Genomic DNA, 22,176 nt, shown 5'->3' with positions numbered 1-22,176 from the left:
CGCACACGCGAGCCCCGCCGGCGACGACCATCGCCGGCGCATCCACCATCCATCGATCAACGCCCGGCCGTTCGCCGAACGGGATCGATCAATCACGAGGAGAAACACGTGAACCAGCCGAAACTGCAGAACAAGGTGGCACTGGTGTCGGGATCCGGACGCGGGATCGGCCGGGCCGTCGCGCTGAAGCTGGCCTCGGAAGGCGCGAAGGTCGTCGTCAACGATCTCGATCCAGAGCCCGCCAAAGAGGTCATCGCCGAGATCGAGGCGCTCGGCGGACAGGCGGTGTCCTGCATCGGCAGCGTGACCGACGCGGATTTCGCCCAGCGGTTCGTCACCACTGCGACCGACAACTTCGGCGGTATCGACATCATCGTCAACAACGCCGGGTACACGTGGGACAACGTCATCCAGAAGATGACCGACCAGCAGTGGGAGGACATCATCGACGTCCACCTCACCGCACCGTTCCGCATCCTCCGCGCGGCCCAGCCGGTCATCAGTGCGGCGGTCAAGCGCGAGCGCGAGCAGGGTGCCGTCCCGTGCCGCAAGGTCGTCAACATCTCGTCGACCTCGGGCCTGCAGGGCAACCCCGGCCAGGCCAACTACTCGTCGGCCAAGGCCGGCATGATCGGCCTGACCAAGACGATCGCCAAGGAGTGGGGTCGCTACAACGTCACCGTCAACGCCGTGGCCTACGGCGTCATCAACACCCGGCTGACGTCGGTCACCACCCCGGCCAAGACCATCAAGGTCGAGGACCGCGACATCAAGGTCGGCGTCAACCCGGCGGTCATGGAGGCGGCGACCAAGCAGATCGCGCTCGGCCGGGCCGGCACCGTCGAGGAAGCGGCCGGCGCCGTCTACCTGCTCTGCAGCCCCGAGTCGAGCTACATCACCGGCGAGACGATCGTCTGCGGCGGCGGGCTGTGACCACGAGCGTGCACACCCGGCACGCGGGGCAGGAGTACATCGAGATCTCCTACGAGGCGGCCGACGGTGTCGCGGTCATCACTCTCGACGCGCCGGACCGGATGAATGCCTTCCGGGTGCCGATGCTGGTGGACCTGCTGCGTGCGCTCGCAGTCGCCGAAGAGGATCCGGACGTGCGGGCAGTCATCGTCACCGGCGCGGGCAGGGCCTTCTCCGTGGGGGCCGCACTCGACGGTCCCGACACGCTGACCAAGGCGCTCGCCGAGGATGTCGACGGGCACACCCCGACGGGTTACCGCGAACCCGCGGGCCGGATCAGCGAGTTCCTCTTCACCATGCGCAGCCGGTCATCGCCGCGTTCAACGGGCACGCGATCGGCGGCGGCGCGACCATCGCCGCGGCGATGGACATCCGGATCGCCAGTGAGAAGGCGCGTTTCGGGTTCGTCTTCAATCGTCGCGGGGTGGTCCCCGAAGGCGGATCGTCGTGGTTCCTGCCCCGTCTGGTCGGGATCGGACGCGCCACCGACTGGATCCTGTCCGGTCGGGTGTTCGGAGCCGACGAGGCCCTCGCGGCCGGATTCCTCACCAAGGTGGTGCCCGCGGATCAGGTGCTGGCCGCGGCCCACGAATACGCCCAGCAGTTCGTGCGGGACACCTCGCCGACGTCGGTGGCTCTGGCCAAGCACCTCATCGCCAACAGCTGGCGTCACGACCATCCGGCGGCGGCCGCGGCCGACGAGTCCCGTGCGTACGCCGCACGTGTCGAATCCGTGGATGCCGGCGAGGGGATCATGTCGTTCATCGAGCATCGCGATGCGACCTTCCCCGCGCTGGATGCCGAGGCCTACCAGTCGATCCTGGATCTCAACGACGCTCATCGAGGAGCATCATCATGACGACCGACTTCACCGTCTGCAAGTACGGCGCCGACGCCGAGGGCACACACGAGTACGCCGGGGTCCACAACTTCAACGAGAGTGTGTACTTCAATTTCGTCGATCCCATCTCGCAACTCGGCGGACTGGTCCGCATCGGCAATCGCCCCGGACTGGGCTACAGCGAGACGTCGGTCCAGCTGACCCTGCCGGGCGGGGCGATCGCGTTCCGTGCGGGACGGATCAAGCGGGAGGACAACGACGATTTCCGCGGTGGGCAGGGGCTCGACATCGTCATCACCGAGCCCACCCGCAAGGCCGAGATCACCTAGCGCAATTCTGTTGCGCGGGTGGTTCATCCGTCGCTGATGGCCGAGAACGGCCGGATCGCCCTGAAGAACGCACCGGCCGAGGAATGCGAGATCTCGCTGTCCTATGAGGCGTCGACCCCGATGTTCACGATCCGCGGCGACGGCGACTGCACCCCGGGCAGTTCCACGATCGCCAGTGACCACTACGAGCAGTTCGGCCACCTGTCGGGGAGTATCCGCGTCGGCGGCCGCACCTGGGTGCTGGACAAGGTGACCTCGTTCCGGGACCACTCCTGGGGTCCTCGCGAGTGGGCTTCCTACACAGGCCCTCGCCGAGATCGGCGCCGGACGTGTGGTCGTCCTCGCCGACCCGCCCAGCGGACGGTCGTATCTGCTCCTCGCCGGCGAGGTGGCGACCACCGAATCGCTGGCATTCGTCATCCGGCACGGTTCCGGTCTGGTGCAGGTGGCGATGGCGTTCGAGGATTGCGTCCGACTGCAGCTTCCGCCGATGTGGCCGCTCGCCGAGCAGCCGGGTGGAGCGTTCCAGACGGTCGCGGTCGACGCCGCGACGGGCATCGGGACCGGCATCTCCGCGGCGGATCGGGCGCACACGGTCCGCACGCTCGCCGACCCCACGACCACGGCGTCGGATCTGACGCGGCCGGGTCATGTCGTCCCGCTGCTGGTCCGATCCGATGTACCGGGCCCGGAAGCAGCGGCCCTCCGGTTCGCGGCCACGGCCGGTGTCCGCCCTGCGATGGCGTTGTGTGAACTGGTCTCTCACGTCGACGAGACCGCGATGGCCGGCGTCGACGAGGCACTGGTCTTCGCCCGGGATTTCGCGCTGAGCGCGGTGTTCACCTCCGACCTCGAGGAGGTCCTGCTGCGGGCGTCGTGACCCCTCGGCGCTTCAGAACCGGGGCGGGAGTTCGAGACCGTTCGGGAGCGAACCGGGCGGCACCGAGGCCGGGTGCGGTGGCGGCGGCACGGCCACGACGTTCCCGCTGCCGACGCCGCGGACGATCCGGCGCGGCCGGAGCAGCATCGCTCCGGCCCGGGTGCGGTCACGAAGAGCCGCGGCGCGCCAGGTGAGGACCGGATGAGTCGAGACCGCGTTGACCAGATGCACGAAGAATCCGCGTTCGTGGGTGGCGCGGTCGGCGAACTGGTCGAAATCGACCGCGGACAGCATGTACTTTCCGGCGGCCAGGACACCGATCGCCCCCGGTGCGCCCACCGGTTTCGCGTAGTAGCCGTAGTTGTCGGCGCTGTACTCCTGTGCTCGCGAGAGGGCACCGCCGAGCAGCGGGATGCTCGTCCCGAGGACCGTCGCCAACTGACGCCAGTACGACGTGTGACCGGCCGCGATGTGCCCGATCTCGTGGCCGATGATGAACTCCAGCGCCTCCGGGCTGCGGGCGGCACCGCCGACCTCGAACAGGTCGGAGTAGACCACGACGAATCGCCGGAACCCGTGGCCGGACGCGAAGGCATTGATCTGCCCGTTGCCGAGTACGACGTAGGCGTCCGGCACGTACTCCAGACCGAAGCGGGCGGCGGCCTCGACCACCATCCGATAGCCCTCCGGGAACTGGGTGGGCGTCATCTGCACACCGTTCACCCGCGGCGTCGCATAGGTGAGACCGCGGATCACGAACAGCACCAACGGAAAGGCCAACGCGCCCAACAGGATCTGGTTCACCATGCCGAGTGCGACGAGGATGATGATCGCCGCGTAGAGCACCGTCGTGGTCAGGATGACGAGGATCAGGACGGGGATCTCCCAGGGATGCAGTTGCGGACGCACGGCGAAGCGGGCCGCTCGCAGCCAGTGTCGTGACGGATCGGGGGCTGTTTCCGGGAGGGGATCGACGACCCCGGGCACGTTCGGGATCGGGTTCATCGACGCTCGGGGGATGGGCGCAGGCGTGTCCACGCCCTCAATCTATAGTGGCGCCATGCGTGTCTATCTCGGTGCCGACCATGCCGGATTCGAACTCAAGAACCAGATCGCCGACCATCTGAAGGCGAACGGCCACGAGGTGGTGGACTGCGGCGCCCACGTCTACGACGCCCTCGACGACTATCCGGCCTTCTGCATCGACGCCGCGGCTCGGACCGTGGCCGATCCCGGCAGCCTGGGCATCGTGCTCGGCGGAAGCGGCAACGGCGAGCAGATCGCGGCCAACAAGGTGCCCGGCGCCCGCTGCGCATTGGCCTGGAGCGTGGAGACCGCGCAGCTCGCCCGCCAGCACAACAACGCCCAGCTGATCGGCATCGGAGGGCGCATGCACTCGACCGAGGAAGCCCTCGCCATCGTCGACGCCTTCCTGGCCACTTCGTGGTCGGAGGAGCCCCGTCACCAGCGCCGCATCGACATCCTCGCCGAGTACGAGCGCACCGGCGTGGCTCCCGAGGTCCCGCGGCCGCCGGCCTGACCGGTGCCCGAGGGCCACACCCTGCACCGGCTCGCCCGCCGGCAGCAGCGACTCTTCGGAGGTCGCCGGGTCCGGGTGAGCAGCCCTCAGGGGCGATTCGCCGACGGCGCGGCCGCCGTGGACGGGATGACCTTCCACGCTGCGGAGGCGTGGGGCAAACACCTGCTGCACCGCTATCGCGACGGTCGGACCGAGCGGATGGTGCACATCCACCTCGGCCTCTACGGTGCCTTCACCGAGCTGACCGCACCGTTGCCCGAACCGGTCGGACAGGTTCGGCTGCGCATCGAGAGCGAGGAGACCGGTACCGATCTGCGCGGTCCGACGGCGTGTGAGCTCTACCACCCCACCGACCTCGACGCTCTGATCGCGAGGCTGGGTCCGGATCCTCTCCGCCGTGACGCCGACCCGGAACGGGCGTGGGCGGCCATCTCCCGGTCGTCGCGCCCGATCGGTGCGCTGCTGATGGACCAGAAAGTCATCGCGGGCATCGGGAACGTGTATCGCGCCGAAGTGCTCTTCCGCGCCGGGATCGATCCCATGCGTCCCGGAAATCGGCTTCTCCGAAGCGAATTCGACGAGATGTGGCACGACCTCGTGGCGTTGATGAAGGTTGGCGTGCGTCGGGGACGTATCCATGTGGTCCGTCCTGAGGACGACCACGGAGCGCCGTCGTATGCGGCGAACCGTCCCCGGACCTATGTCTATCGCCGGGCGGGGGAGCCGTGTCGCATCTGCGGTACACCGGTCCTGCTCGCCGAACTCGATGCGCGCAAGATCTATTGGTGCCCCGTCTGCCAGACGTGACGCGACGCCGAGTAGAAAGGCTAGGCAAACCTCAGTAATATCTCGGGAGGATCGGGGCAGGGCGCCCCATGCCGAGACTGGGGGAAGTGTGTCGATAGCCGAGGACTCCCGTGTCCACGCGGGTCTGATCTCACGCGGTGAGATCTCGCCACTGAAGGACGTGCCGTTTCACGGCGCGTCCGAAGCGCCGGTCACCCGACGCGTGCTCGCCGGGGGCGATCTGTTCCCCGAAGCCGAGAAGCGCGTCGTCGCCCACGAGATGCGGGCCGTGTCGGCCGGGAACCGGGATTACTGCGAACCGCACGTGCACGACTGTCCCGAGATCAACATCCTCCTGTCCCTCGATCATCTGGTGTACGAGATCACCTTGGGCGACGAGTCGTATGTGGTGGAGGCGCCGGCGAGCATCTACATCCCGGCCGGACTGGTCCACAGCGCGAACGTGATCGAGGGGAGCGGATTCTTCATCGCGATCATCGAGACGGCCGACTACGTCGCCAAGCCGCCACCCGGCGGCATGCTCTGATCCTCCCCGTCGGGGGACGCGCTCGCGGATCTCAGCGAACCCACAGCGTCGTCTGACGTCCGCTCACATGTGCGGCCGCCACGATGGATGGGGTGTACAGCGACGATCAGACCCGCGATCACGTCGTCGATGACGCCGCGCCGGCGGGTATCACGGTGTTCGTGGTGGGCGGAACCGGTGAGTCGTACCCCGGCGATGTCCGTACCGAGGTCACCGGTCTCCTCTCGGCGGTGACCGATGAACTCGACGAACGATTCGACTCCCGCTGGGTCGCCTACCCGGCGAGCTACGGTCCGGCACCCCACCCCGGCGGCATGAGCTTCGCCGACAGCGTGGCGATCGGCGCCCGACGACTGTCCGGGCTGCTCGAGCGGACCGCGGGACCGGTTGCCCTGCTGGGCTATTCGCAGGGCGCCGTGGTGATCCGGGCTGCGCTCGCCGGGTTGTGGACGCGGGGTGATCCCGTCGTCACGCGTCTTCTCGGCGTCGGACTCGTCGCGGACCCGCACCAGCCGCCCGGTGCGGTACCCGGCTGCGACGGATGGGGTGTCGCGGGTCCCGGTGCGGAACTGCCGCCAGGACTCCCGGTGATGTGGGTGGGCGCTCCCGACGACGTGATCTGCAACGCGCGTGCCGACTCACTCGTCCGTGACTTCGCCGACCTGACGCGGGCGATGACCTTCGCCGCACTGGGCCGGTGGGGATGCAATGCGTGGGAGGTGCTGCGTCGCAATGCTTTCCAGAACGCGCGCCGCACCGCGGTGCGCCCGTCGCAGTGGCGGCGCGACGTTCACCGACTGGCCTCGGCTTGGTGGGAGATCCGCTGCTATCTGCCGTCGATGATGCGCATTCTCGGGATCGTGCTGACGAACTCGCCGGGCGGACGCCACACCTCGTACCAGTACGAGCCGTACCGTCGCGGATCCGTCACCGATCCCGCCTCGACCGGATGCCAGGTGATCGCGGGTTGGCTCCAGGTGCAGGCGACCTTCGCCGATGAGGTCCCCGCTGTTTCCCCGGGCCCCGTCCGGGCCGCATGAGGAATCCATACGACGACGAGGGCCGGTCACCGTGTCGGTGACCGGCCCTCGTCGGAGTCGGATGCGGGGGAGAGGGTCAGTCGCCCTGGTACTGGCCGCCGACGGTGTTGCGCACCACGATCGGGGTCCCGCGCGGGACGTTGTCGTAAACCCACTTGCCGTACTCGGTCGTGACGTTGATGCAGCCGTGGCTCACATTGCTGTTGCCCTGCTGTGCGACCGACCACGGTGCGGCATGGATGAAGATGCCGTCCCAGGACATGCGGGTCGCGTACTCGACGTAGGTGCGGTAGCCCTCGGCGGAGTCGACCGGCACGCCGTACGTGGACGAGTCCATGTACATGTCGCGGTACTTCTCCTTGGTGTGGTAGACGCCGTTCGGGGTGGGGTGTTTGTCCGAACCCATCGAGATCGGCATCTTCTTCACGACCTCGCCGTTCTTCCACCAGGTGATGGTGTGGGTCTTGTCGTCGGCGAGTGCGATGTAGCCGGTCGGGGTCTTCACGTTCGGGATCGCCGGGTCGGCCGGCTTCTCCGGAGTGGTGCTGCTCGACGGCGGTTCCGGAGCCTTCGGGGCGCTCGGTGCCGGCGGAGTGGGCAGACCGGGGATCGCCGGGATCTCCACCGGGGGCAGACCCGGGATCACGGTGACTGGTGCAGCGTTCGCGACGCCGGGGAGGGCGAGAGCCATGGCGAGGACGCCGACGGCGATCCCGGTGAGGCGTCGAGTCGAGCGTCGACGAGACCGCGTGATCGGCACTGTATTGGTCTGCACTAGTCGTACCTTCGGTTCGATGAATGTCTCGCGCATAACATCTGAAAGCGCGAATCCATCGTTACACAACCGTTGTCGGGCGGCCAAAGAATGCCGACGCCGCACGGGTGCCGCGATCGCAAACAGTGGGTGCGGGCTGGCAATAACCCGTGGTGAGCGCATCGACCGTGCTGCGTGTGACGGTCGTCACAAATCGGCGGCAGGTTGAACCGATCATCTCGACGACCTACATCATCGTCCCTGTCGCGATGGTGTCAACCCGATCGCTTGTCCCAGAGCGGCGTCGGAGGGTCAGGCGGGTTGCGTGTGCTCGGTGCGCAGGTGGCGGACCGGCTCGGTACATGCCTCGTCGCGACAGACGAGCATGACGTCGACCCGGCTGACGCCGGTCTCGGATTCGGTGATGTCCCTGCGTAGATACAGCGGCGCCCCGCAGGTCGGACACTTTCGCTGGGTTTTGGTGTGTGAAGAGGACATGGCCCCACCTTACGCGGAATGTGTCGTGGGTCACAGCCTGGTTTCAGGTTCGCGAACGTTGCCCGATCTCGCGGCCCGGGGGAGCAACGTATATGACGGCACTCGGGAAGGACGGGGCGCGTGAACGGGGGAGGCACGCAGGTCGGGAGACATTTCCGCGCGGAGGGGGGTGCTGAGCTTCGATGAGAGATCAGACCCATGAACCGAGCTTTGATGGGGTCGACCGTCACTCTTGCTGCCTTCGCCGGCGTCCTCGTCATGGGCGCCGGATATGCAGGAGCGGAAGACAAGCCCTGCCAGATGTACATCGAGAACGGTCAGTACGCGCCGTGTCCTCCGCCGGTCATTTCGACGGGCCCCGGTGACGATTCGCCGGATTCGAACCCTGAGGTGGAACGATCCCGTCCGCAGGACTACGAGTACCCGTGGGACTACTACCGTCCGTACCCGTATTGGTACGAATGGGAGTTTCACGACTACCAGTACTGAACGCACCCGACGGATCGGCGAGTGCACGCTGACTCAGGCGGTCGGCGTGCACTCTCGTCGAGGCCGCCGGAGCCGGCGTGGGCTCGTTGTGGAGCGGGTGACGGGAATCGAACCCGCGTAGCTAGTTTGGAAGACTAGGGCTCTACCATTGAGCTACACCCGCGTGCTCGCGATCACCGGTAACCCGGTACGCCGCGTGCGATGAGTGAGTGTACCTGGCGGCGCGCCGGATCTGGAAATCGGGGTGGGCGTCGGTGCGGTGGGCACCCGTTGGTCGTGGCGCTGGAGGCGCCCCGTACTATCTTCTGTTGGCCCTGATGCGCGGTCGGCCATGAGGCCTACACCGCGACCACGGACCGCGGGATGTGGCGCAGCTTGGTAGCGCATCCGCTTTGGGAGCGGAGGGTCGCAGGTTCAAATCCTGTCATCCCGACTTGTCGATGTGACCGCGTAGGTCGCGGCGGCACAACCGCCGAACCGAACTTTCATCACCACCGCAGATATAAGGAGCACCAGGCGTGAAGAGCACTGTCGAGCAACTCACCCCGACCCGAGTGAAGCTCAACGTCGAGGTCCCGTTCGAGGAGCTGTCCGCAGACTTCGACCGGGCATACCGGTCGTTGGCCCAGCAGATCCGGATTCCCGGCTTCCGTCCGGGCAAGGCGCCCGCCAAGCTGATCGAGGCCCGCGTCGGTCGCGACTCGATCCTGGCGCAGGTCGTCAACGACGCCATCCCTGCGAAGTACTCGGAGGCCGTCGCCGAGACCGAGACCAAGGCCATCGGCCAGCCGGAGATCGATCTGTCGGAGCTGAAGTACGGCGAGTCCGTCACCTTCAGCGCCGAGGTCGACGTACGCCCGGAGATCACCCTGCCCGACTACTCGACCCTCTCGGTCGAGGTCGACGCCATCGAGATCGACGACGCCGCCGTCGACGAGCAGCTCGAGGGCCTGCGCGCCCGCTTCGGCACCCTCAAGGGTGTCGAGCGCGGCATCGAGAACGGTGACTTCGTCTCGATCGATCTCGAGGCCACCGTCGACGGCGAGGCTGTCGAGGAGGCGACCACCGAGGGGCTTTCTCACGAGGTCGGCTCCGGTCAGCTCATCGACGGACTCGACGACGCCCTCATCGGTCTGAAGGCCGGCGAGAGCAAGGAATTCACCACCAAGCTCGTCGCCGGCGACCACGCCGGTGAGGAGGCTTTGGTGAAGGTCACCGTGCAGTCGGTCAAGGAGCGCGAGCTCCCCGAGGTCGACGACGAGTTCGCCCAGATGGCCAGCGAGTTCGACACCGTCGAGGAGCTGCGTGCGAGCCTGGCGGAGCGCGTCGAGCAGTCGGCGAAGCTCGAGCAGGCCAACAAGATCCGCGACGCCGTGCTCGAGAAGCTGATCGAGACCGTCGAGGTCCCGTTGCCGGAGAAGGTCGTCGAGGAAGAGATCGAGGGCCAGCAGCACCAGATCGTCCACGCTCTCGGCCATGACGACGAGCAGGTCGCGAAGTTCCTCGAGGCGCAGGGCAAGACCCGCGAGGAGTGGGACGCCGAGGCCCGCGAGGAGGCCGAGAAGTCGGTCAAGCAGCAGCTGCTCCTCGACGCGATCGCCGACCAGCAGGAGACCGAGGTCAGCCAGGACGAGCTGACCCAGCAGATCATCTTCACCGCGCAGCGCTACGGCATGCAGCCGCAGGAGTTCATCCAGCAGCTGACGCAGGCCAACCAGGTGGGCGCGGTCTACGCCGACGTCCGTCGCGGCAAGTCGCTGGCGGGCATCGTCGGCGAGTTCACCGTCACCGACAGCAAGGGCGCGACCGTCGACACCTCCGAGTTCTTCGGGGGCAAGGACGAGGACGGCGATTCGGACGAAGCCGCCGACACCGACAACTGAGTCGGCCGGAGCCTCCACTCCCACCACCGATCGCCGGTCCCCGTTCGCGGGGGCCGGCGATCGTCGTCGAATCCGTCGAACTGCATTCGCCATTCATTGTGATGGCCCGTTCTGCTCTCAGCGAATAGACGTGTCCTCGGGAGTGCCGGGGGGTGTGGATTGGTTAGTGTCGGTGAGGACGTCATCAGACAGATCGGAACGTGTGCGACGCCCGAGACGGCGCGCACAGGTCATGACAACAAGGCAAAGGTAGGAACCCGTGAGTGAGCCGACCATCCACACACCCTCGATGAGTTCGGGTGTGGCTGGGTTGAACCTGACCGATTCGGTGTTCGAGCGTCTGCTGCGCGAACGCATCATCTTCCTGGGCACCCAGGTGGACGACGACATCGCCAACCGGCTGTGCGCGCAGATCCTGCTGCTCGCCGCCGAGGACCCGACCAAGGACATCCACCTCTACATCAACTCGCCCGGTGGCTCGGTCACCGCGGGCATGGCCATCTTCGACACCATGCAGCTCGCCGAGTGCGACGTCGCCACCTACGCGATGGGCATGGCGGCATCGATGGGGCAGTTCCTCCTCGCGGCCGGCGCCAAGGGCAAGCGCCACGCCCTGCCCCACGCGCGGATCATGATGCACCAGCCGTCGGCCGGTATCGGTGGTACCGCCGCCGACATCGCCATCCAGGCCGAGCAGTTCGCGCTCACCAAGAAGGAGATGAACCGGCTCAACGCCGAGTTCAGTGGTCAGCCGCTCGAGAAGATCGAGGCCGACGCGGATCGCGACAAGTGGTTCACCGCCGAGGAGGCCAAAGAGTACGGCTTCGTCGACAAGGTGATCTCGCGTCCGGGGCAGTGATCCGGCCCCGAGCATCCAGCCACCTCCGAGCCACACCTACTCATTGGAGCAACAGATGACCAACTCCCTTTCCCTGGACGGCATGCCCGCCGAGGTCGCCGCCGGAATCCCCGCGTCGGCGTTGGCGCTCAAGAACATCGAGGCGCGCTACATCCTGCCGCAGTTCATCGAGCACACCCCGAACGGTCAGCGTCAGTACGACCCCTACGCCAAGCTGTTCGAGGAGCGCATCGTCTTCGTCGGCACCCCGATCGACCAGGTCGTGTCCAACGACGTGATGGCCCAGCTGCTCGTCCTCGAGTCGCAGGACCCCGATCGCGACATCACGATGTACATCAACTCGCCCGGCGGCAGCGTGCCCGACATGCTCGCCATCTACGACACGATGCAGTACGTCCACTGCGACATCGTGACGGTGTGCCTGGGTGAGGCCGCCTCGGCCGCGGCGATCCTGCTCGCGGGTGGCACCCCGGGCAAGCGCGCCGCGCTGCCCAACGCGACCGTCCTGATCCACCAGCCGCGCACCGGCGGCGCCTACCAGGGCCAGGTCTCCGACCTCGAGATCCAGGCCGCCGAGATCGAGCGCATCCGCGACCGGCTCGACGAGATCCTGGCCGGCCACACCGGGCAGGACAAGGAGAAGATCCGCAAGGACACCGACCGCGACAACATCCTGACCGCCGCGGCGGCCAAGGAATACGGAATCATCGACGAGGTCTTCGAATACCGCAAGAAGTCGATGAAGAAGTCCTAGCGGCAACGCAACCAGCACAGGAGTCGCGGGATTTTCTGTCGCGACATTTGGCCTTATCGGTCGAAGTTCGAGCGGTGCGCGGGTACCGTCGGGTTACTGGGCATTCGGATGTCGTTCAGATGACCCGTGCCCGGCTGCGTGCGACGCGACGGACCATGACGACAGTCCGGCAACGAGGAAGTAGGTACTACGCGAGATGGCACGAATCGGAGACGGCGGCGACCTGCTGAAGTGCTCTTTCTGCGGGAAGAGTCAGAAGCAGGTGAAGAAGCTCATCGCCGGTCCCGGCGTGTACATCTGCGATGAGTGCATCGACCTCTGCAACGAGATCATCGAGGAGGAGCTCGCCGAGAACGGCGACGTGAAACTCGACGAACTCCCGAAGCCCGCGGAGATCCGCGACTTCCTCGAGAAGTACGTCATCGGTCAGGACACCGCCAAGCGCACGCTCGCGGTGGCCGTCTACAACCACTACAAGCGCATCCAGGCGGGGGAGAAGAAGGACTCCCGCACGGGTGAGACCGTCGAGCTGATGAAGTCGAACATCCTGATGCTCGGCCCGACCGGATGTGGCAAGACGTACCTCGCGCAGACACTGGCCAAGATGCTGAACGTGCCGTTCGCCATCGCCGACGCGACCGCCCTCACCGAGGCCGGTTATGTCGGTGAGGATGTCGAGAACATCCTGCTGAAGCTGATCCAGGCCGCCGACTACGACGTCAAGCGCGCCGAGACCGGCATCATCTACATCGACGAGGTCGACAAGATCGCCCGCAAGAGCGAGAACCCGTCGATCACCCGCGATGTGTCCGGCGAGGGCGTTCAGCAGGCTCTGCTGAAGATCCTCGAGGGCACTCAGGCGTCGGTGCCGCCCCAGGGTGGGCGCAAGCATCCCCATCAGGAGTTCATCCAGATCGACACAACCAACGTGTTGTTCATCGTCGCGGGTGCGTTCGCGGGTCTCGAGAAGATCGTGTCCGAGCGAATCGGCAAGCGGGGCTTGGGCTTCGGCAACGACGTGGCGAGCAAGGACGACGTCGACACGACCGATCAGTTCGCCGACGTCATGCCCGAGGACCTGATCAAGTTCGGTCTGATCCCGGAGTTCATCGGCCGTCTGCCGGTCGTCGCGTCGGTGACCAACCTCGACAAGGCCTCGCTGGTGAGCATCCTGTCGGAGCCGAAGAACGCACTGGTGAAGCAGTACACCCGACTGTTCGAGATGGACAACGTCGAACTCGAGTTCACGCAGGACGCTCTCGAGGCCGTCGCCGACCAGGCGATCCATCGGGGCACCGGTGCTCGTGGTCTGCGCGCCATCATGGAAGAGGTGCTGCTCCCGGTGATGTACGACATCCCGAGCCGCGACGACGTCGAGAAGGTCGTCGTCACCGGTGAGACGGTGCGCGACAACGTGTTGCCGACGATCGTGCCGCGCAAGGCGTCGAGCGACGAGCGTCGCGACAAGAGCGCCTGACGCACAGGCTTCGTCGAAGACGACAATCCCCGCCCGGTGGCCCGGGCGGGGATTCTTCGTCGTGGGGCATGATGACCATCTCGCCTCGCCGCGGTGACGGATCACGCACACTGGGAGCTGTGACTCAAGACACGGGATCAGACGGTTCGAAACTCGCGGCGATCGTGCTGGCCGGCGGGCGCTCACGGCGGATGGGCAGCGACAAGGCGGCATTGGACTGGGAAGGCGAGCCGATGCTCGCCCGCGTCGTGCGGGTCGTCGCGCAGCGGTGCGACCCGGTGCTGGTGGTGGCCGGCGAGACGTCCGCGGCCTTCCGCAGCATCGACGACATCCGCGACCGCGCCGCCCCTGGCATCGACCGGTCCAAGGTGCACTGGGTGACCGACGAACAGGAGGGGACCGGCCCTCTGGGTGGCCTGGTCGCGGGCCTGGCCAAGGCCGCCGCGGCAGGCGCCGACCTCGCCTTCGTGTGCGCCACCGACATGCCGCTCATCGCCCCCGAACTCATCGACGAACTACGGCGGGGGCTGACCGGCTCGACCCAGGCGGTGATCGCCCGCGACGCACAGCGCGACCATCCGATGGCCGGGATCTACCGGACCGACGCGGGCCCGGTGATCGCCGATCTCGTGGCCGGCGGCGAACGCCGGATGCTCGGTGCGATCGACGCCCTCAACGCCCATCGGGTGGGCGTCTCCGACGCCGACTGGCTCGTGAACGTGAACGCGCCGGAGGACGTGCACCGGCTGCGTGTGTCGACGAGTTGACGGCGTGGCCGAGTCCGATCGAGGACTCAGTCGTGGGTGGTCGTCCCCGACCCGGTCGTGGCGTATCGGGCGACGGTGGTGCGGACGGCCTCGTCGACCACCTCTGCGACGCGTTCGGCGCTGACCTCCCATCCAGGAACCAGGAGTGTCGGCCAGAAGACGTAATTGGAGATCATCCCCAGGAACTGGGTGGCTGCGAGCTCCACGTCCTCGACCCGTACCGTTCCCGCCTCGTGTTCGGCCAGGAGGTAGGTGCGCACGGACTCGAAGTAGGGCATCTTTCCGTGCGCGAACTGCGCGTCGGCCAACTCGGGGAACCGCGGGAGCTCGGAGATGACGATCCGGAACAGGTCGGTCATCCGCGGACGGCGCAGCAGTTCGGCGTAACGGCGACCGATGGTGCTCAGCCCGTCGATGATGTCGCCCGCCGGGGGAGTGTCCTCCTCGCTGGCGGTCGACCAGGATTCGGTCACCATGGCGTCGAACAGGGCGGCCTTGCTCGGGAACTGTTTGAACAGCGTGGCCCGTGAGACGCCTGAGCGTTCCGCGATTCGCGCCAGCGACGTTCGGTCGTAGCCCAGCTCGAGGAACAGCGCGTTCGCGGCCGTCAGGATCAGCGCGCGCTTCTCCTGTGCGATGCGCTGGTGATAGGTCGTCCCGGCTCCGGTCATGATCAGAGCATATGAGGTGAGTGGCTTGACTCACCATTCACACGGGCCTAGCGTCAATGGTGAGTTAGTCAACTCACCATCGACCGCGGACCGTCATCGCCGATGTCCCCGGTCGCCGCCCAGTGACCGGAGGAACCTCAGATGCGCCGATTCGACGACCAGACCGTGCTCGTGACCGGTGGGACCGGTGGACAGGGAGCGAGCCATGTACGCGCTTTTCACGCGGAGGGGGCGAACGTGGTGATCGGCGCGCGCGACGCCGAGCGCGGCGCGGCTCTCGCCGACGAGCTCGGGGCCAGGGCCTGCGCGATCCCCCTCGACGTCACAGACGAGAGCTCGTGGTCGAGCGCCCTTCAGGCCGCCGAGAACGCGTTCGGCGGCCTGAACGTGCTCGTCAACAACGCGGGCGTCCAGAACCCGCCTGCGTTGCTCGAGGACACGGACGAGGCCACGTGGTCGCGCATTCTCGGCACCAACTTGACCGGGACCTTCTTGGGCATCAGGGCCGCCGTACCGGCGCTGCGCCGCGCGGGAGGTGGAGCGATCGTCAACATCGGCTCGACAATGGGACTGGGCGGCACTGCGCTCTACGCGCCATACGTCGCCGGCAAGTGGGCCGTTCGTGGTCTCACCCGAACGGCAGCGCTCGAGCTCGGCCGCGACCGTATCCGCGTGAACGCCATCCACCCCGGCGTGATCGCGACGTCATTCATCCGAGAGCCGGCAGCCGGTGCCACGGCGGCGATCGCCGATTCCTACTCACCTGAGCCGTTCGCCTCCCGCGACTCGGCGAACCGACCGACGTGACCCGGCTTCTCCTGTTCCTCACGTCGTCAGACGCGTCGTTCATCACGGGATCGGAGTACGTCATCGACGGCGGACTTCTCCTCGGGCCGGCCCTTCCGGCCGAGACCGCATGAACCGACGCGCCGCTGCCGGGTACTGACGTGAGGTCCGGGGCGAGGTCACACCCGGCGGAAACATAGAATGGCGGCCGTGACATCACTCGACCCCACATCCGCGCCGCCCGAGAACGAGTTGCCGAAATCCTGGGACCCCGCCCAGCACGAGGCGACGCTCTACCAGGGCTGGGTCGATGCCGGCTACTTCACCGCCGACGCCAAGAGTGACAAGCCCCCGTTCTCCATCGTGATCCCGCCGCCCAACGTCAACGGGTCGCTGCACATGGGTCACGCGTATGAGCACGTCCTCATGGACGCGTTGTCGCGCCGTCGCCGGATGCAGGGCTACGAGGTGCTGTGGCTGCCCGGCATGGACCACGCGGCGATCGCGATGCAGACGATGGTCGAGCGCAAGCTGGCCACCGAGGGCAAAACCCGCGACGACCTGGGCCGCGACGCCTTCATCGAGCGCGTCTGGGCCGAGAAGGCCGAGATCGGCGGCAACATCGGCGAGCAGATGCGTCGCCTCGGTGACGGCGTGGACTGGTCGCGCGAGCGCTTCACGATGGACGAGGGTCTGTCGCGCGCGGTGCACACCGTCTTCAAGAAGATGTTCGACGACGGGCTGATCTACCAGGCCGAGCGTCTGGTCAACTGGTCTCCGGTCCTCAAGACCGCGGTCAGTGACATCGAGGTCAGCTACGCCGACGTCGAGGGTGAACTCGTCAGCTTCCGCTACGGCTCCCTCGACGACTCCGAACCCCACATCGTGGTGGCCACGACGCGTCTGGAGACGATGCTCGGCGACACCGCGATCGCCGTGCACCCCGACGACGAGCGCTATGCGCATCTGATCGGCACCGAACTGCCACACCCTTTCCTCGATCGGAAGATCCCGGTCGTCGCCGACGACTACGTCGACCCCGAATTCGGCAGCGGCGCAGTGAAGATCACCCCGGCGCACGACCCCAACGACTTCGCGCTCGGCCAGCGGCACAACTTGCCGATGCCGACGATCATGGACGAATCGGCCCGAATCGCCGACACGGGAACGCAATTCGACGGCATGGACCGTTTCGAGGCGCGGGTCAAGGTCCGCGAGGCCCTCGCCGAGCAGGGGCGCATCGTCAAGGAGGTGCGTCCGTACCTGCACAGCGTCGGACACTCCGAGCGCACCGGTGAGCCGATCGAACCCCGACTGTCGATGCAGTGGTGGGTCGACGTCTCGTCGCTGGCGCAGGCCGCCGGCGACGCCGTCCGGGACGGGTCCACGGTGATCCACCCGAAGTCGATGGAGCCGCGCTGGTTCGGCTGGGTCGACGACATGCACGACTGGTGCATCTCGCGTCAGCTGTGGTGGGGACATCGCATCCCGATCTGGTACGGCCCGGACGGCGAGGTCGTGTGCGTCGGACCCGATGAGGAGGCCCCGGAGGGGTACGTCCAGGAAACCGACGTCCTCGACACCTGGTTCTCCTCGGGCCTGTGGCCGTTCTCCACCATGGGCTGGCCGGAGAAGACCGACGACCTCGAGAAGTTCTATCCCACCTCGGTTCTCGTCACCGGATACGACATCCTGTTCTTCTGGGTGGCGCGGATGATGATGTTCGGGACCTACGTCGGCAAGGATCTGGGTCCGGGTAACGAGATACCGTTCCACAATTTGTTCCTGCACGGCCTGGTCCGCGACGAGCACGGCCGCAAGATGTCGAAGTCGAAGGGCAACGGCATCGATCCGCTCGACTGGGTCGAGCGCTTCGGGGCCGACGCGCTGCGCTTCACCCTGGCTCGCGGTGCCAACCCGGGCGCGGACATCTCGGTGGGCGAGGATCACGCCCAGTCGTCGCGCAACTTCGCGACCAAGCTGTACAACGCGACCAAGTTCGCGCTGATGAACGGCGCCAAGGTCGCCGAGCTCCCCGATGCGTCGGCCCTGACCGACGCCGACCGGTGGATTCTCGGCCGTCTCGACGAGGTGCTCGCCGAGGTCGACGCCGGCTTCGAGTCCTACGAGTTCTCCAAGGCCTGTGAGTCGCTCTATCACTTCGCCTGGGACGAGGTGTGCGACTGGTACCTCGAGCTGGCCAAGGTCCAGTTCGCCGAGAATGACGAGAAGCGTTCGGAGACAACATCTGTCGTGCTCGGTGCGGTTCTCGAACCGCTGCTGCGCGCGCTGTCGCCGGTGATGCCCTTCGTCACCGAGGTGCTGTGGAAGACGCTCACCGGGGGCGAATCGCTCGTCATCGCCGAGTGGCCGACCCCGTCGGGACGCGACTGGTCGAGCGATTCGGCGGCTCGCATCGCCGATCTGCAGCGCCTCATCACCGAGGTGCGCCGCTTCCGCAGCGACCAGGGACTGCGTCCGGGGCAGCGGGTCGCCGCCCAGTTCGACGGACTGGGGGAGTCCGGCCTCGAGCCGTTGCTGCCCTACGTGCAGTCGCTGGCGCGTCTCGATGCCGCCGGACCCGGCTTCGGGGCCACCGCGACCATCGAGGTCCGCCTGTCCGTCGCAACCGTCACCGTCGCCATCGACACCTCCGGAACCGTGGACGTCGAAGCCGAACGGAAGCGTCTCACCAAGGACCTGGCGGTCGCCGAGAAGGAACTGGCGACCACCTCGGCCAAACTCGGCAACGAGCAGTTCCTGTCCAAGGCTCCCGACCAGGTGGTGAGCAAGATCCGGAACCGCCAGCGGATCGCCACCGAAGAGGTCGAGCGGCTGAACGCGAAGCTGGCGAGTCTGGCCGGCGGCGCGTGAGCGACGAGACCGGCTTCCCGGAAGAGGATCCCGCCGTCGTCGGCGAGGACCCGCTGGGATTGTCGGAGCTGCTCGACGCCGAGGAACGAGCGGCAGACGCCGAGACCGACCGGCCGCCGCTGACCGTCCACGACAGTGCAGACGATCTCGCCGAACTCGCCGAGGTCGAGGCCGAACTCGACACCCGCTGGCCCGAGACCAGGATCGAACCGTCGCTGACGCGCATCGCGGCCCTGATGGACCTGCTCGGGTCGCCCCAGCACAGCTACCCGGCGATCCACGTCGCGGGTACCAACGGCAAGACGTCGGTGACGCGGATGATCGATGCGCTGATGACCGCTCTGCACCGCCGGACCGGCCGGATCACGAGCCCGCACCTGCAGCGGGTCACCGAGCGGATCTCGGTCGACGGCAAGCCGATCCGCGCGCGGACCTACATCGACACCTACCGCGAGCTCGAGCCGTACATCACGATGGTCGACGACAGCTCGACCGCCGCGGGCGGCCCGCGGATGAGCAAGTTCGAGGTGCTGACCGCGATGGCCTACGCGGTCTTCGCCGAGGCCCCGGTCGACGTCGCGGTGGTCGAGACCGGCATGGGTGGACGCTGGGACGCCACCAACGTCATCGACGGAATCGTTTCGGTCATCACGCCGATCGCGATGGACCACGCCGACTACCTCGGCGACACGCTCACCGCCATCGCGGGGGAGAAGGCAGGGATCATCAAACCCGGCGAGCCCGGCGCACTCGGCGCCGTCGACCCGGTCACGATCATCGCCGAGCAGAGCCCCGAGGTGATGGACGTGCTGCTGCGCGCTGCCGTCGAGGCGGGCACGGTCGTCGCCCGTCAGGGTTCGGAGTTCGCGGTTCTCGACTCCGCCACCGCCGTCGGCGGCCAGATGCTGAGAATCCAGGGACTCGGCGGCGTCTACGACGAGGTCTTCCTGCCGTTGCACGGCGCCCACCAGGCCGCCAACGCATCTCTGGCCCTCGCCGCGGTGGAGGCGTTCTTCGGGGCCGGCCCCGATCGCCAGCTCGACATCGACGCGATCCGGAGCGGGTTCGCCGCCGTCGGCAACCCCGGACGGCTCGAGCGGCTGCGCAGTGCACCGACGGTCTTCGCCGACGCCGCACACAACCCGCACGGTGCGACCGCATTGGCTCAGGCGCTGGCCGAGGAATTCGACTTCCGCCGCCTCATCGGCGTCATCGGAGTGCTCGGCGACAAGGACGCCCGAGGACTACTCGAGGCTCTCGAGCCCGTGTTCGACGCCGTCGTCATCACCAACAACGGCTCGCCGCGTGCCCTCGACGCCGAGACGCTCGCAGAGTACGCACACGAGGTGTTCGGCGAGGAACGGGTCGTCGTCAAGCCGTTCCTGCCCGACGCCGTCGAAGAAGCCATCGCCCTCGCGGAGGACTCCGAAGGTCAGCGTGTCTCGGGTGCGGGAGTCGTCATCACCGGGTCGGTCGTGACCGCCGGCGCCGCCCGCACCCTGTTCGGTAAGGAACCCTCATGACCCGGTACACGCCGCCCACCAACGACCCGTGGAAGGGCCTGCGCGGGGTGATGGCCGGCACGATGATCCTCGAGGTCATCGTGATCATCCTGGCGTTCCCGATCGTCTGGCGACTCGGCGGCGGCCTGACCTGGCTGTCCGGCGGCTACCTGACCCTCCTCGTGCTCGCGATGATCGCGGCCGCAGGGATGCAGGGCCGCCCGTACGCGCTGAAGCTCGACCTCGGCCTGCAGGTGGCGGTGATCGTCGGTGGCATCTTCCACTGGTCCATCGCCGTCGTCGGTGTGGTCTTCGGATCGGTCTGGCTCTACATCGTCTACATCAAGCGAGATGTGGAGAAACGCGTCGAACTGGGCATGCTCCCCGGTCAGGAACCGATCGACTGACGCGCGTTCCACCTGGGGAGTCAACGCTGTCCCGACGGCGGTTTGGTGGTCGCAAGACCTGTGTCCGGACCGTTATCGGCGAACGGGAGCGGACCGGGAGGGTTGCTGCAACAATGGCGCAAGCCGTGGGGAGCCGGCGAGTTCCCGCCTGGCTTCATCCCACCGCAACCCGCCATCGTGACGACATCCAACGTGAGGACGTACGTGCAGTTCCTGTTTTCCCGGACCCCCGCCGGTTCTGATCGCCCCCGCACCTCCGCTCGAATCGGCCGCTCGGCCGGAATGGCCCTCGTCGGTGCGGCGGCATTCGCTCTGACCGCGCCCGCCGTCGCCTCGGCGGCACCCGCACCAGAGCAGACGCCGCCGGCCCTGGAAGCGTTCGCGGTACCCGAGGCAGGCGCTCCGGTGCCCGTTTCGCAGGGTGAGTTCAGCTACCTTGCGACCCACTCCGTCACCAAGCGCGCGGCCGGCATGAAGGCGCCCGAGGCCATCGCGACGTTGCCGGTGCCCGCCCAGTACCGTCCGGCGAATCTCGCTCTCGCGCAACAATTCGACCTCGCTCTCGCCGGTGCGTTGGCCTCGCCCGGTGGGTGTCTCCAGGTCGTCGTCGACCCGCAGTCGCGGTCGGGCAGCCTGTTCAACTACGGCTTCTTCCCGGTCGCCGGTGAGTACTGCTCCTGACCGTCGGAATCCGGTCGCCGGTCGTTAAGGTGTGAGTCGTGACTGAACGCACTCTCGTACTCATCAAGCCGGACGGCGTCCAACGCTTGCTCGTCGGCGACATCATCAGCCGCATCGAGCGCAAGGGGCTCACTCTTGTGGCTCTCGAGCTCAAGACCGCAAGCGACGAGGTCGCCCGCGGCCACTACGCGGAACACGAGGGCAAGCCCTTCTACCCCTCGTTGCTGGAGTTCATCACCTCCGGCCCGCTGGTCGCGGCCGTCCTCGAGGGGCCGCGCGCCGTCGCGGCCTTCCGGCAGATCGCCGGCGGCACCGATCCCGTCGAGAAGGCGGTGCCCGGCACCATCCGCGCGGACTACGCCCTGAACACCCAGTACAACCTGGTCCACGGCTCGGACTCGCCGGAATCGGCCGAGCGTGAGATCGCTCTCTGGTTCCCCGAACTCGCAGGCTGACCGGGGTTCCCTCGGTTCGACGCGCGGCTCAAACGCGCATACTTTGCGGTCATCCGACCACCGTGTGGGATACTTGCAGGGTTATCGTCGGCACACTTTGCCGACGATGGCCGGATGACGCGCCCTGGTTCGGCGCGTCTCGGTGCGGTAGGTCCGCATCGCGACGCCCACAACCACAGCTGATCCCGCCGAGGTTCGTACTGCTGCCAGCAGCCGAACACTCAGGCTCTGCCCTGTGCCCGGTGGCGTGGAAGGCGCCCGGGATGCGGTCATCGACACAGCAAGAGCGTTCTCTGCTGAACCGACTCTCGGATCAGCGTGATGACGCGGAGACCACACAACACCGGTCATACGTGACCGGGACACAGAGCAGACCCTCGCGTG

The 22,176-nt window shown here is 67.1% G+C and carries 25 protein-coding genes, 2 tRNA genes and 2 pseudogenes; 24 read left to right on the top strand and 5 right to left on the bottom strand.

What is annotated here, in order from left to right; genetic code table 11:
* Positions 1 to 108: 108 nt before the first annotated feature.
* The 6 genes and pseudogenes from IHQ52_RS17800 to IHQ52_RS17785 all read left to right on the top strand — a co-directional run bounded on the left by IHQ52_RS17800 (position 109) and on the right by IHQ52_RS17785 (position 3,022).
* Entirely contained in the window at positions 109 to 933 is an 825-nt protein-coding gene (locus tag IHQ52_RS17800) for an SDR family NAD(P)-dependent oxidoreductase (RefSeq protein WP_006437181.1), read from the top strand.
* A 101-nt stretch (positions 934 to 1,034) separates the two neighbouring features.
* A pseudogene (locus tag IHQ52_RS23615) lies at positions 1,035 to 1,106 on the top strand (hypothetical protein); the annotation flags it as partial.
* Between the two features lie 176 nt (positions 1,107 to 1,282).
* Positions 1,283 to 1,831 (top strand): enoyl-CoA hydratase-related protein, encoded by a 549-nt coding sequence (locus tag IHQ52_RS23610; RefSeq protein ID WP_312028952.1) that lies wholly within the window; start codon positions 1,283 to 1,285, stop codon positions 1,829 to 1,831.
* On the top strand, positions 1,828 to 2,142 hold the full coding sequence (locus IHQ52_RS17790; RefSeq protein ID WP_006437184.1) for a hypothetical protein: 315 nt from the start codon (positions 1,828 to 1,830) through the stop codon (positions 2,140 to 2,142). The genes IHQ52_RS23610 and IHQ52_RS17790 overlap by 4 nt, the downstream gene beginning before the upstream one ends.
* 36 nt (positions 2,143 to 2,178) lie before the next feature.
* Positions 2,179 to 2,367: pseudogene (locus tag IHQ52_RS23795) on the top strand (DUF7065 domain-containing protein); the annotation flags it as partial.
* Positions 2,368 to 2,473: 106 nt separating this feature from the next.
* On the top strand, positions 2,474 to 3,022 hold the full coding sequence (locus IHQ52_RS17785; protein WP_006437185.1) for a 3,4-dihydroxy-2-butanone-4-phosphate synthase: 549 nt from the start codon (positions 2,474 to 2,476) through the stop codon (positions 3,020 to 3,022).
* A 12-nt stretch (positions 3,023 to 3,034) separates the two neighbouring features.
* Here IHQ52_RS17785 and IHQ52_RS17780 read toward each other — a convergent pair whose 3' ends face one another.
* On the bottom strand, positions 3,035 to 4,060 hold the full coding sequence (locus IHQ52_RS17780) for a M48 family metallopeptidase (RefSeq protein ID WP_040004839.1): 1,026 nt from the start codon (positions 4,058 to 4,060) through the stop codon (positions 3,035 to 3,037).
* A 22-nt stretch (positions 4,061 to 4,082) separates the two neighbouring features.
* Between IHQ52_RS17780 and IHQ52_RS17775 the strand changes: the two genes are divergently transcribed.
* From IHQ52_RS17775 to IHQ52_RS17760, 4 genes are all read left to right on the top strand, one after another.
* Entirely contained in the window at positions 4,083 to 4,562 is a 480-nt protein-coding gene (locus IHQ52_RS17775; protein ID WP_006437187.1) for a ribose-5-phosphate isomerase, read from the top strand.
* A 3-nt stretch (positions 4,563 to 4,565) separates the two neighbouring features.
* Positions 4,566 to 5,369, top strand: coding sequence for an Fpg/Nei family DNA glycosylase (locus IHQ52_RS17770; RefSeq protein ID WP_006437188.1), 804 nt, complete (start codon positions 4,566 to 4,568; stop codon positions 5,367 to 5,369).
* Positions 5,370 to 5,457: 88 nt separating this feature from the next.
* Positions 5,458 to 5,895 carry a cupin domain-containing protein gene (locus tag IHQ52_RS17765; RefSeq protein WP_006437189.1) on the top strand — a complete coding sequence of 146 codons (438 nt, stop codon included), beginning with the start codon at positions 5,458 to 5,460 and terminating at the stop codon, positions 5,893 to 5,895.
* 83 nt (positions 5,896 to 5,978) lie between these two features.
* Positions 5,979 to 6,935: a PE-PPE domain-containing protein gene (locus IHQ52_RS17760; protein WP_006437190.1), complete on the top strand. Its 957-nt coding sequence runs from the start codon at positions 5,979 to 5,981 to the stop codon at positions 6,933 to 6,935.
* Between the two features lie 76 nt (positions 6,936 to 7,011).
* Here IHQ52_RS17760 and IHQ52_RS17755 read toward each other — a convergent pair whose 3' ends face one another.
* Together IHQ52_RS17755 and IHQ52_RS17750 are read right to left on the bottom strand one after the other, a co-directional pair.
* Positions 7,012 to 7,746, bottom strand: coding sequence for a L,D-transpeptidase (locus tag IHQ52_RS17755; protein ID WP_006437191.1), 735 nt, complete (start codon positions 7,744 to 7,746; stop codon positions 7,012 to 7,014).
* A gap of 255 nt (positions 7,747 to 8,001) precedes the next feature.
* Positions 8,002 to 8,187 (bottom strand): hypothetical protein, encoded by a 186-nt coding sequence (locus tag IHQ52_RS17750; RefSeq protein ID WP_006437192.1) that lies wholly within the window; start codon positions 8,185 to 8,187, stop codon positions 8,002 to 8,004.
* A 198-nt stretch (positions 8,188 to 8,385) separates the two neighbouring features.
* On the opposite strand from IHQ52_RS17750, the gene IHQ52_RS17745 reads away from it, so the two are divergent.
* A complete protein-coding gene (locus IHQ52_RS17745) occupies positions 8,386 to 8,676 on the top strand; it encodes a hypothetical protein (RefSeq protein WP_081598249.1) in 291 nt (96 codons plus the stop codon).
* Between the two features lie 89 nt (positions 8,677 to 8,765).
* Here IHQ52_RS17745 and IHQ52_RS17740 read toward each other — a convergent pair.
* Positions 8,766 to 8,839 (bottom strand) — tRNA-Gly (locus IHQ52_RS17740).
* 196 nt (positions 8,840 to 9,035) lie between these two features.
* Between IHQ52_RS17740 and IHQ52_RS17735 the strand changes: the two genes are divergently transcribed.
* The 6 genes from IHQ52_RS17735 (at position 9,036) to mobA (ending at position 14,416) form a co-directional block, all read left to right on the top strand.
* Positions 9,036 to 9,109, top strand: a tRNA-Pro gene (locus IHQ52_RS17735).
* A gap of 85 nt (positions 9,110 to 9,194) precedes the next feature.
* Positions 9,195 to 10,559 carry a trigger factor gene (gene tig / locus IHQ52_RS17730; protein ID WP_006437194.1) on the top strand — a complete coding sequence of 455 codons (1,365 nt, stop codon included), beginning with the start codon at positions 9,195 to 9,197 and terminating at the stop codon, positions 10,557 to 10,559.
* 259 nt (positions 10,560 to 10,818) lie between these two features.
* The gene (locus IHQ52_RS17725) at positions 10,819 to 11,418 is read left to right on the top strand and encodes an ATP-dependent Clp protease proteolytic subunit (protein ID WP_006437195.1); all 600 of its coding nucleotides are present in this window, start codon (positions 10,819 to 10,821) and stop codon (positions 11,416 to 11,418) included.
* 55 nt (positions 11,419 to 11,473) lie between these two features.
* Positions 11,474 to 12,172 carry an ATP-dependent Clp protease proteolytic subunit gene (locus IHQ52_RS17720; protein ID WP_006437196.1) on the top strand — a complete coding sequence of 233 codons (699 nt, stop codon included), beginning with the start codon at positions 11,474 to 11,476 and terminating at the stop codon, positions 12,170 to 12,172.
* Positions 12,173 to 12,368: 196 nt separating this feature from the next.
* Complete coding sequence (gene clpX / locus IHQ52_RS17715; protein WP_006437197.1) at positions 12,369 to 13,649, top strand: ATP-dependent Clp protease ATP-binding subunit ClpX; 1,281 nt, start codon at positions 12,369 to 12,371, stop codon at positions 13,647 to 13,649.
* A 119-nt stretch (positions 13,650 to 13,768) separates the two neighbouring features.
* Complete coding sequence (gene mobA / locus IHQ52_RS17710; RefSeq protein WP_006437198.1) at positions 13,769 to 14,416, top strand: molybdenum cofactor guanylyltransferase; 648 nt, start codon at positions 13,769 to 13,771, stop codon at positions 14,414 to 14,416.
* A 26-nt stretch (positions 14,417 to 14,442) separates the two neighbouring features.
* On the opposite strand, the gene IHQ52_RS17705 is transcribed toward mobA, so the two are convergent.
* On the bottom strand, positions 14,443 to 15,087 hold the full coding sequence (locus tag IHQ52_RS17705; protein WP_006437199.1) for a TetR/AcrR family transcriptional regulator: 645 nt from the start codon (positions 15,085 to 15,087) through the stop codon (positions 14,443 to 14,445).
* Between the two features lie 141 nt (positions 15,088 to 15,228).
* Between IHQ52_RS17705 and IHQ52_RS17700 the strand changes: the two genes are divergently transcribed.
* From IHQ52_RS17700 to ndk, 7 genes are all read left to right on the top strand, one after another.
* The gene (locus tag IHQ52_RS17700) at positions 15,229 to 15,894 is read left to right on the top strand and encodes an SDR family NAD(P)-dependent oxidoreductase (protein ID WP_006437200.1); all 666 of its coding nucleotides are present in this window, start codon (positions 15,229 to 15,231) and stop codon (positions 15,892 to 15,894) included.
* On the top strand, positions 15,891 to 16,007 hold the full coding sequence (locus IHQ52_RS23605) for a hypothetical protein (protein WP_217996149.1): 117 nt from the start codon (positions 15,891 to 15,893) through the stop codon (positions 16,005 to 16,007). The genes IHQ52_RS17700 and IHQ52_RS23605 overlap by 4 nt, the downstream gene beginning before the upstream one ends.
* A 67-nt stretch (positions 16,008 to 16,074) precedes the next feature.
* Entirely contained in the window at positions 16,075 to 18,747 is a 2,673-nt protein-coding gene (locus tag IHQ52_RS17695; RefSeq protein WP_006437201.1) for a valine--tRNA ligase, read from the top strand.
* Positions 18,744 to 20,270 (top strand): bifunctional tetrahydrofolate synthase/dihydrofolate synthase, encoded by a 1,527-nt coding sequence (gene folC, locus IHQ52_RS17690; RefSeq protein ID WP_006437202.1) that lies wholly within the window; start codon positions 18,744 to 18,746, stop codon positions 20,268 to 20,270. Before IHQ52_RS17695 ends, folC begins: the two co-directional genes overlap by 4 nt.
* Positions 20,267 to 20,656, top strand: a complete 390-nt coding sequence (locus IHQ52_RS17685) for a DUF4233 domain-containing protein (protein WP_006437203.1) — start codon at positions 20,267 to 20,269, stop codon at positions 20,654 to 20,656. The genes folC and IHQ52_RS17685 overlap by 4 nt, the downstream gene beginning before the upstream one ends.
* A 204-nt stretch (positions 20,657 to 20,860) precedes the next feature.
* On the top strand, positions 20,861 to 21,337 hold the full coding sequence (locus IHQ52_RS17680) for a hypothetical protein (protein ID WP_051995420.1): 477 nt from the start codon (positions 20,861 to 20,863) through the stop codon (positions 21,335 to 21,337).
* A 38-nt stretch (positions 21,338 to 21,375) separates the two neighbouring features.
* Positions 21,376 to 21,792, top strand: coding sequence for a nucleoside-diphosphate kinase (gene ndk / locus IHQ52_RS17675; protein WP_006437205.1), 417 nt, complete (start codon positions 21,376 to 21,378; stop codon positions 21,790 to 21,792).
* Positions 21,793 to 22,176: the final 384 nt, after the last annotated feature.

It is taken from the genome of Gordonia amicalis (assembly GCF_022059885.1).
Lineage (GTDB): Bacteria > Actinomycetota > Actinomycetes > Mycobacteriales > Mycobacteriaceae > Gordonia > Gordonia amicalis.
Note: the sequence above shows the minus strand (reverse complement) of the source record. Positions and strands in the feature narration are given on the sequence as shown.

Coding starts and splice junctions, on each gene's coding strand:
- IHQ52_RS17790 (WP_006437184.1), top strand. CDS start 1,828: ATGACGACCGACTTCACCGTCTGCAAGTACGGCGCCGACGCCGAGGGC.
- IHQ52_RS17775 (WP_006437187.1), top strand. CDS start 4,083: ATGCGTGTCTATCTCGGTGCCGACCATGCCGGATTCGAACTCAAGAAC.
- IHQ52_RS17760 (WP_006437190.1), top strand. CDS start 5,979: ATGGATGGGGTGTACAGCGACGATCAGACCCGCGATCACGTCGTCGAT.
- IHQ52_RS17755 (WP_006437191.1), bottom strand. CDS start 7,746: ATGCGCGAGACATTCATCGAACCGAAGGTACGACTAGTGCAGACCAAT.
- IHQ52_RS17750 (WP_006437192.1), bottom strand. CDS start 8,187: ATGTCCTCTTCACACACCAAAACCCAGCGAAAGTGTCCGACCTGCGGG.
- IHQ52_RS17745 (WP_081598249.1), top strand. CDS start 8,386: ATGAACCGAGCTTTGATGGGGTCGACCGTCACTCTTGCTGCCTTCGCC.
- IHQ52_RS17720 (WP_006437196.1), top strand. CDS start 11,474: ATGACCAACTCCCTTTCCCTGGACGGCATGCCCGCCGAGGTCGCCGCC.
- clpX (WP_006437197.1), top strand. CDS start 12,369: ATGGCACGAATCGGAGACGGCGGCGACCTGCTGAAGTGCTCTTTCTGC.
- IHQ52_RS17705 (WP_006437199.1), bottom strand. CDS start 15,087: ATGACCGGAGCCGGGACGACCTATCACCAGCGCATCGCACAGGAGAAG.
- IHQ52_RS17700 (WP_006437200.1), top strand. CDS start 15,229: ATGCGCCGATTCGACGACCAGACCGTGCTCGTGACCGGTGGGACCGGT.
- IHQ52_RS17695 (WP_006437201.1), top strand. CDS start 16,075: ATGGCGGCCGTGACATCACTCGACCCCACATCCGCGCCGCCCGAGAAC.
- IHQ52_RS17685 (WP_006437203.1), top strand. CDS start 20,267: ATGACCCGGTACACGCCGCCCACCAACGACCCGTGGAAGGGCCTGCGC.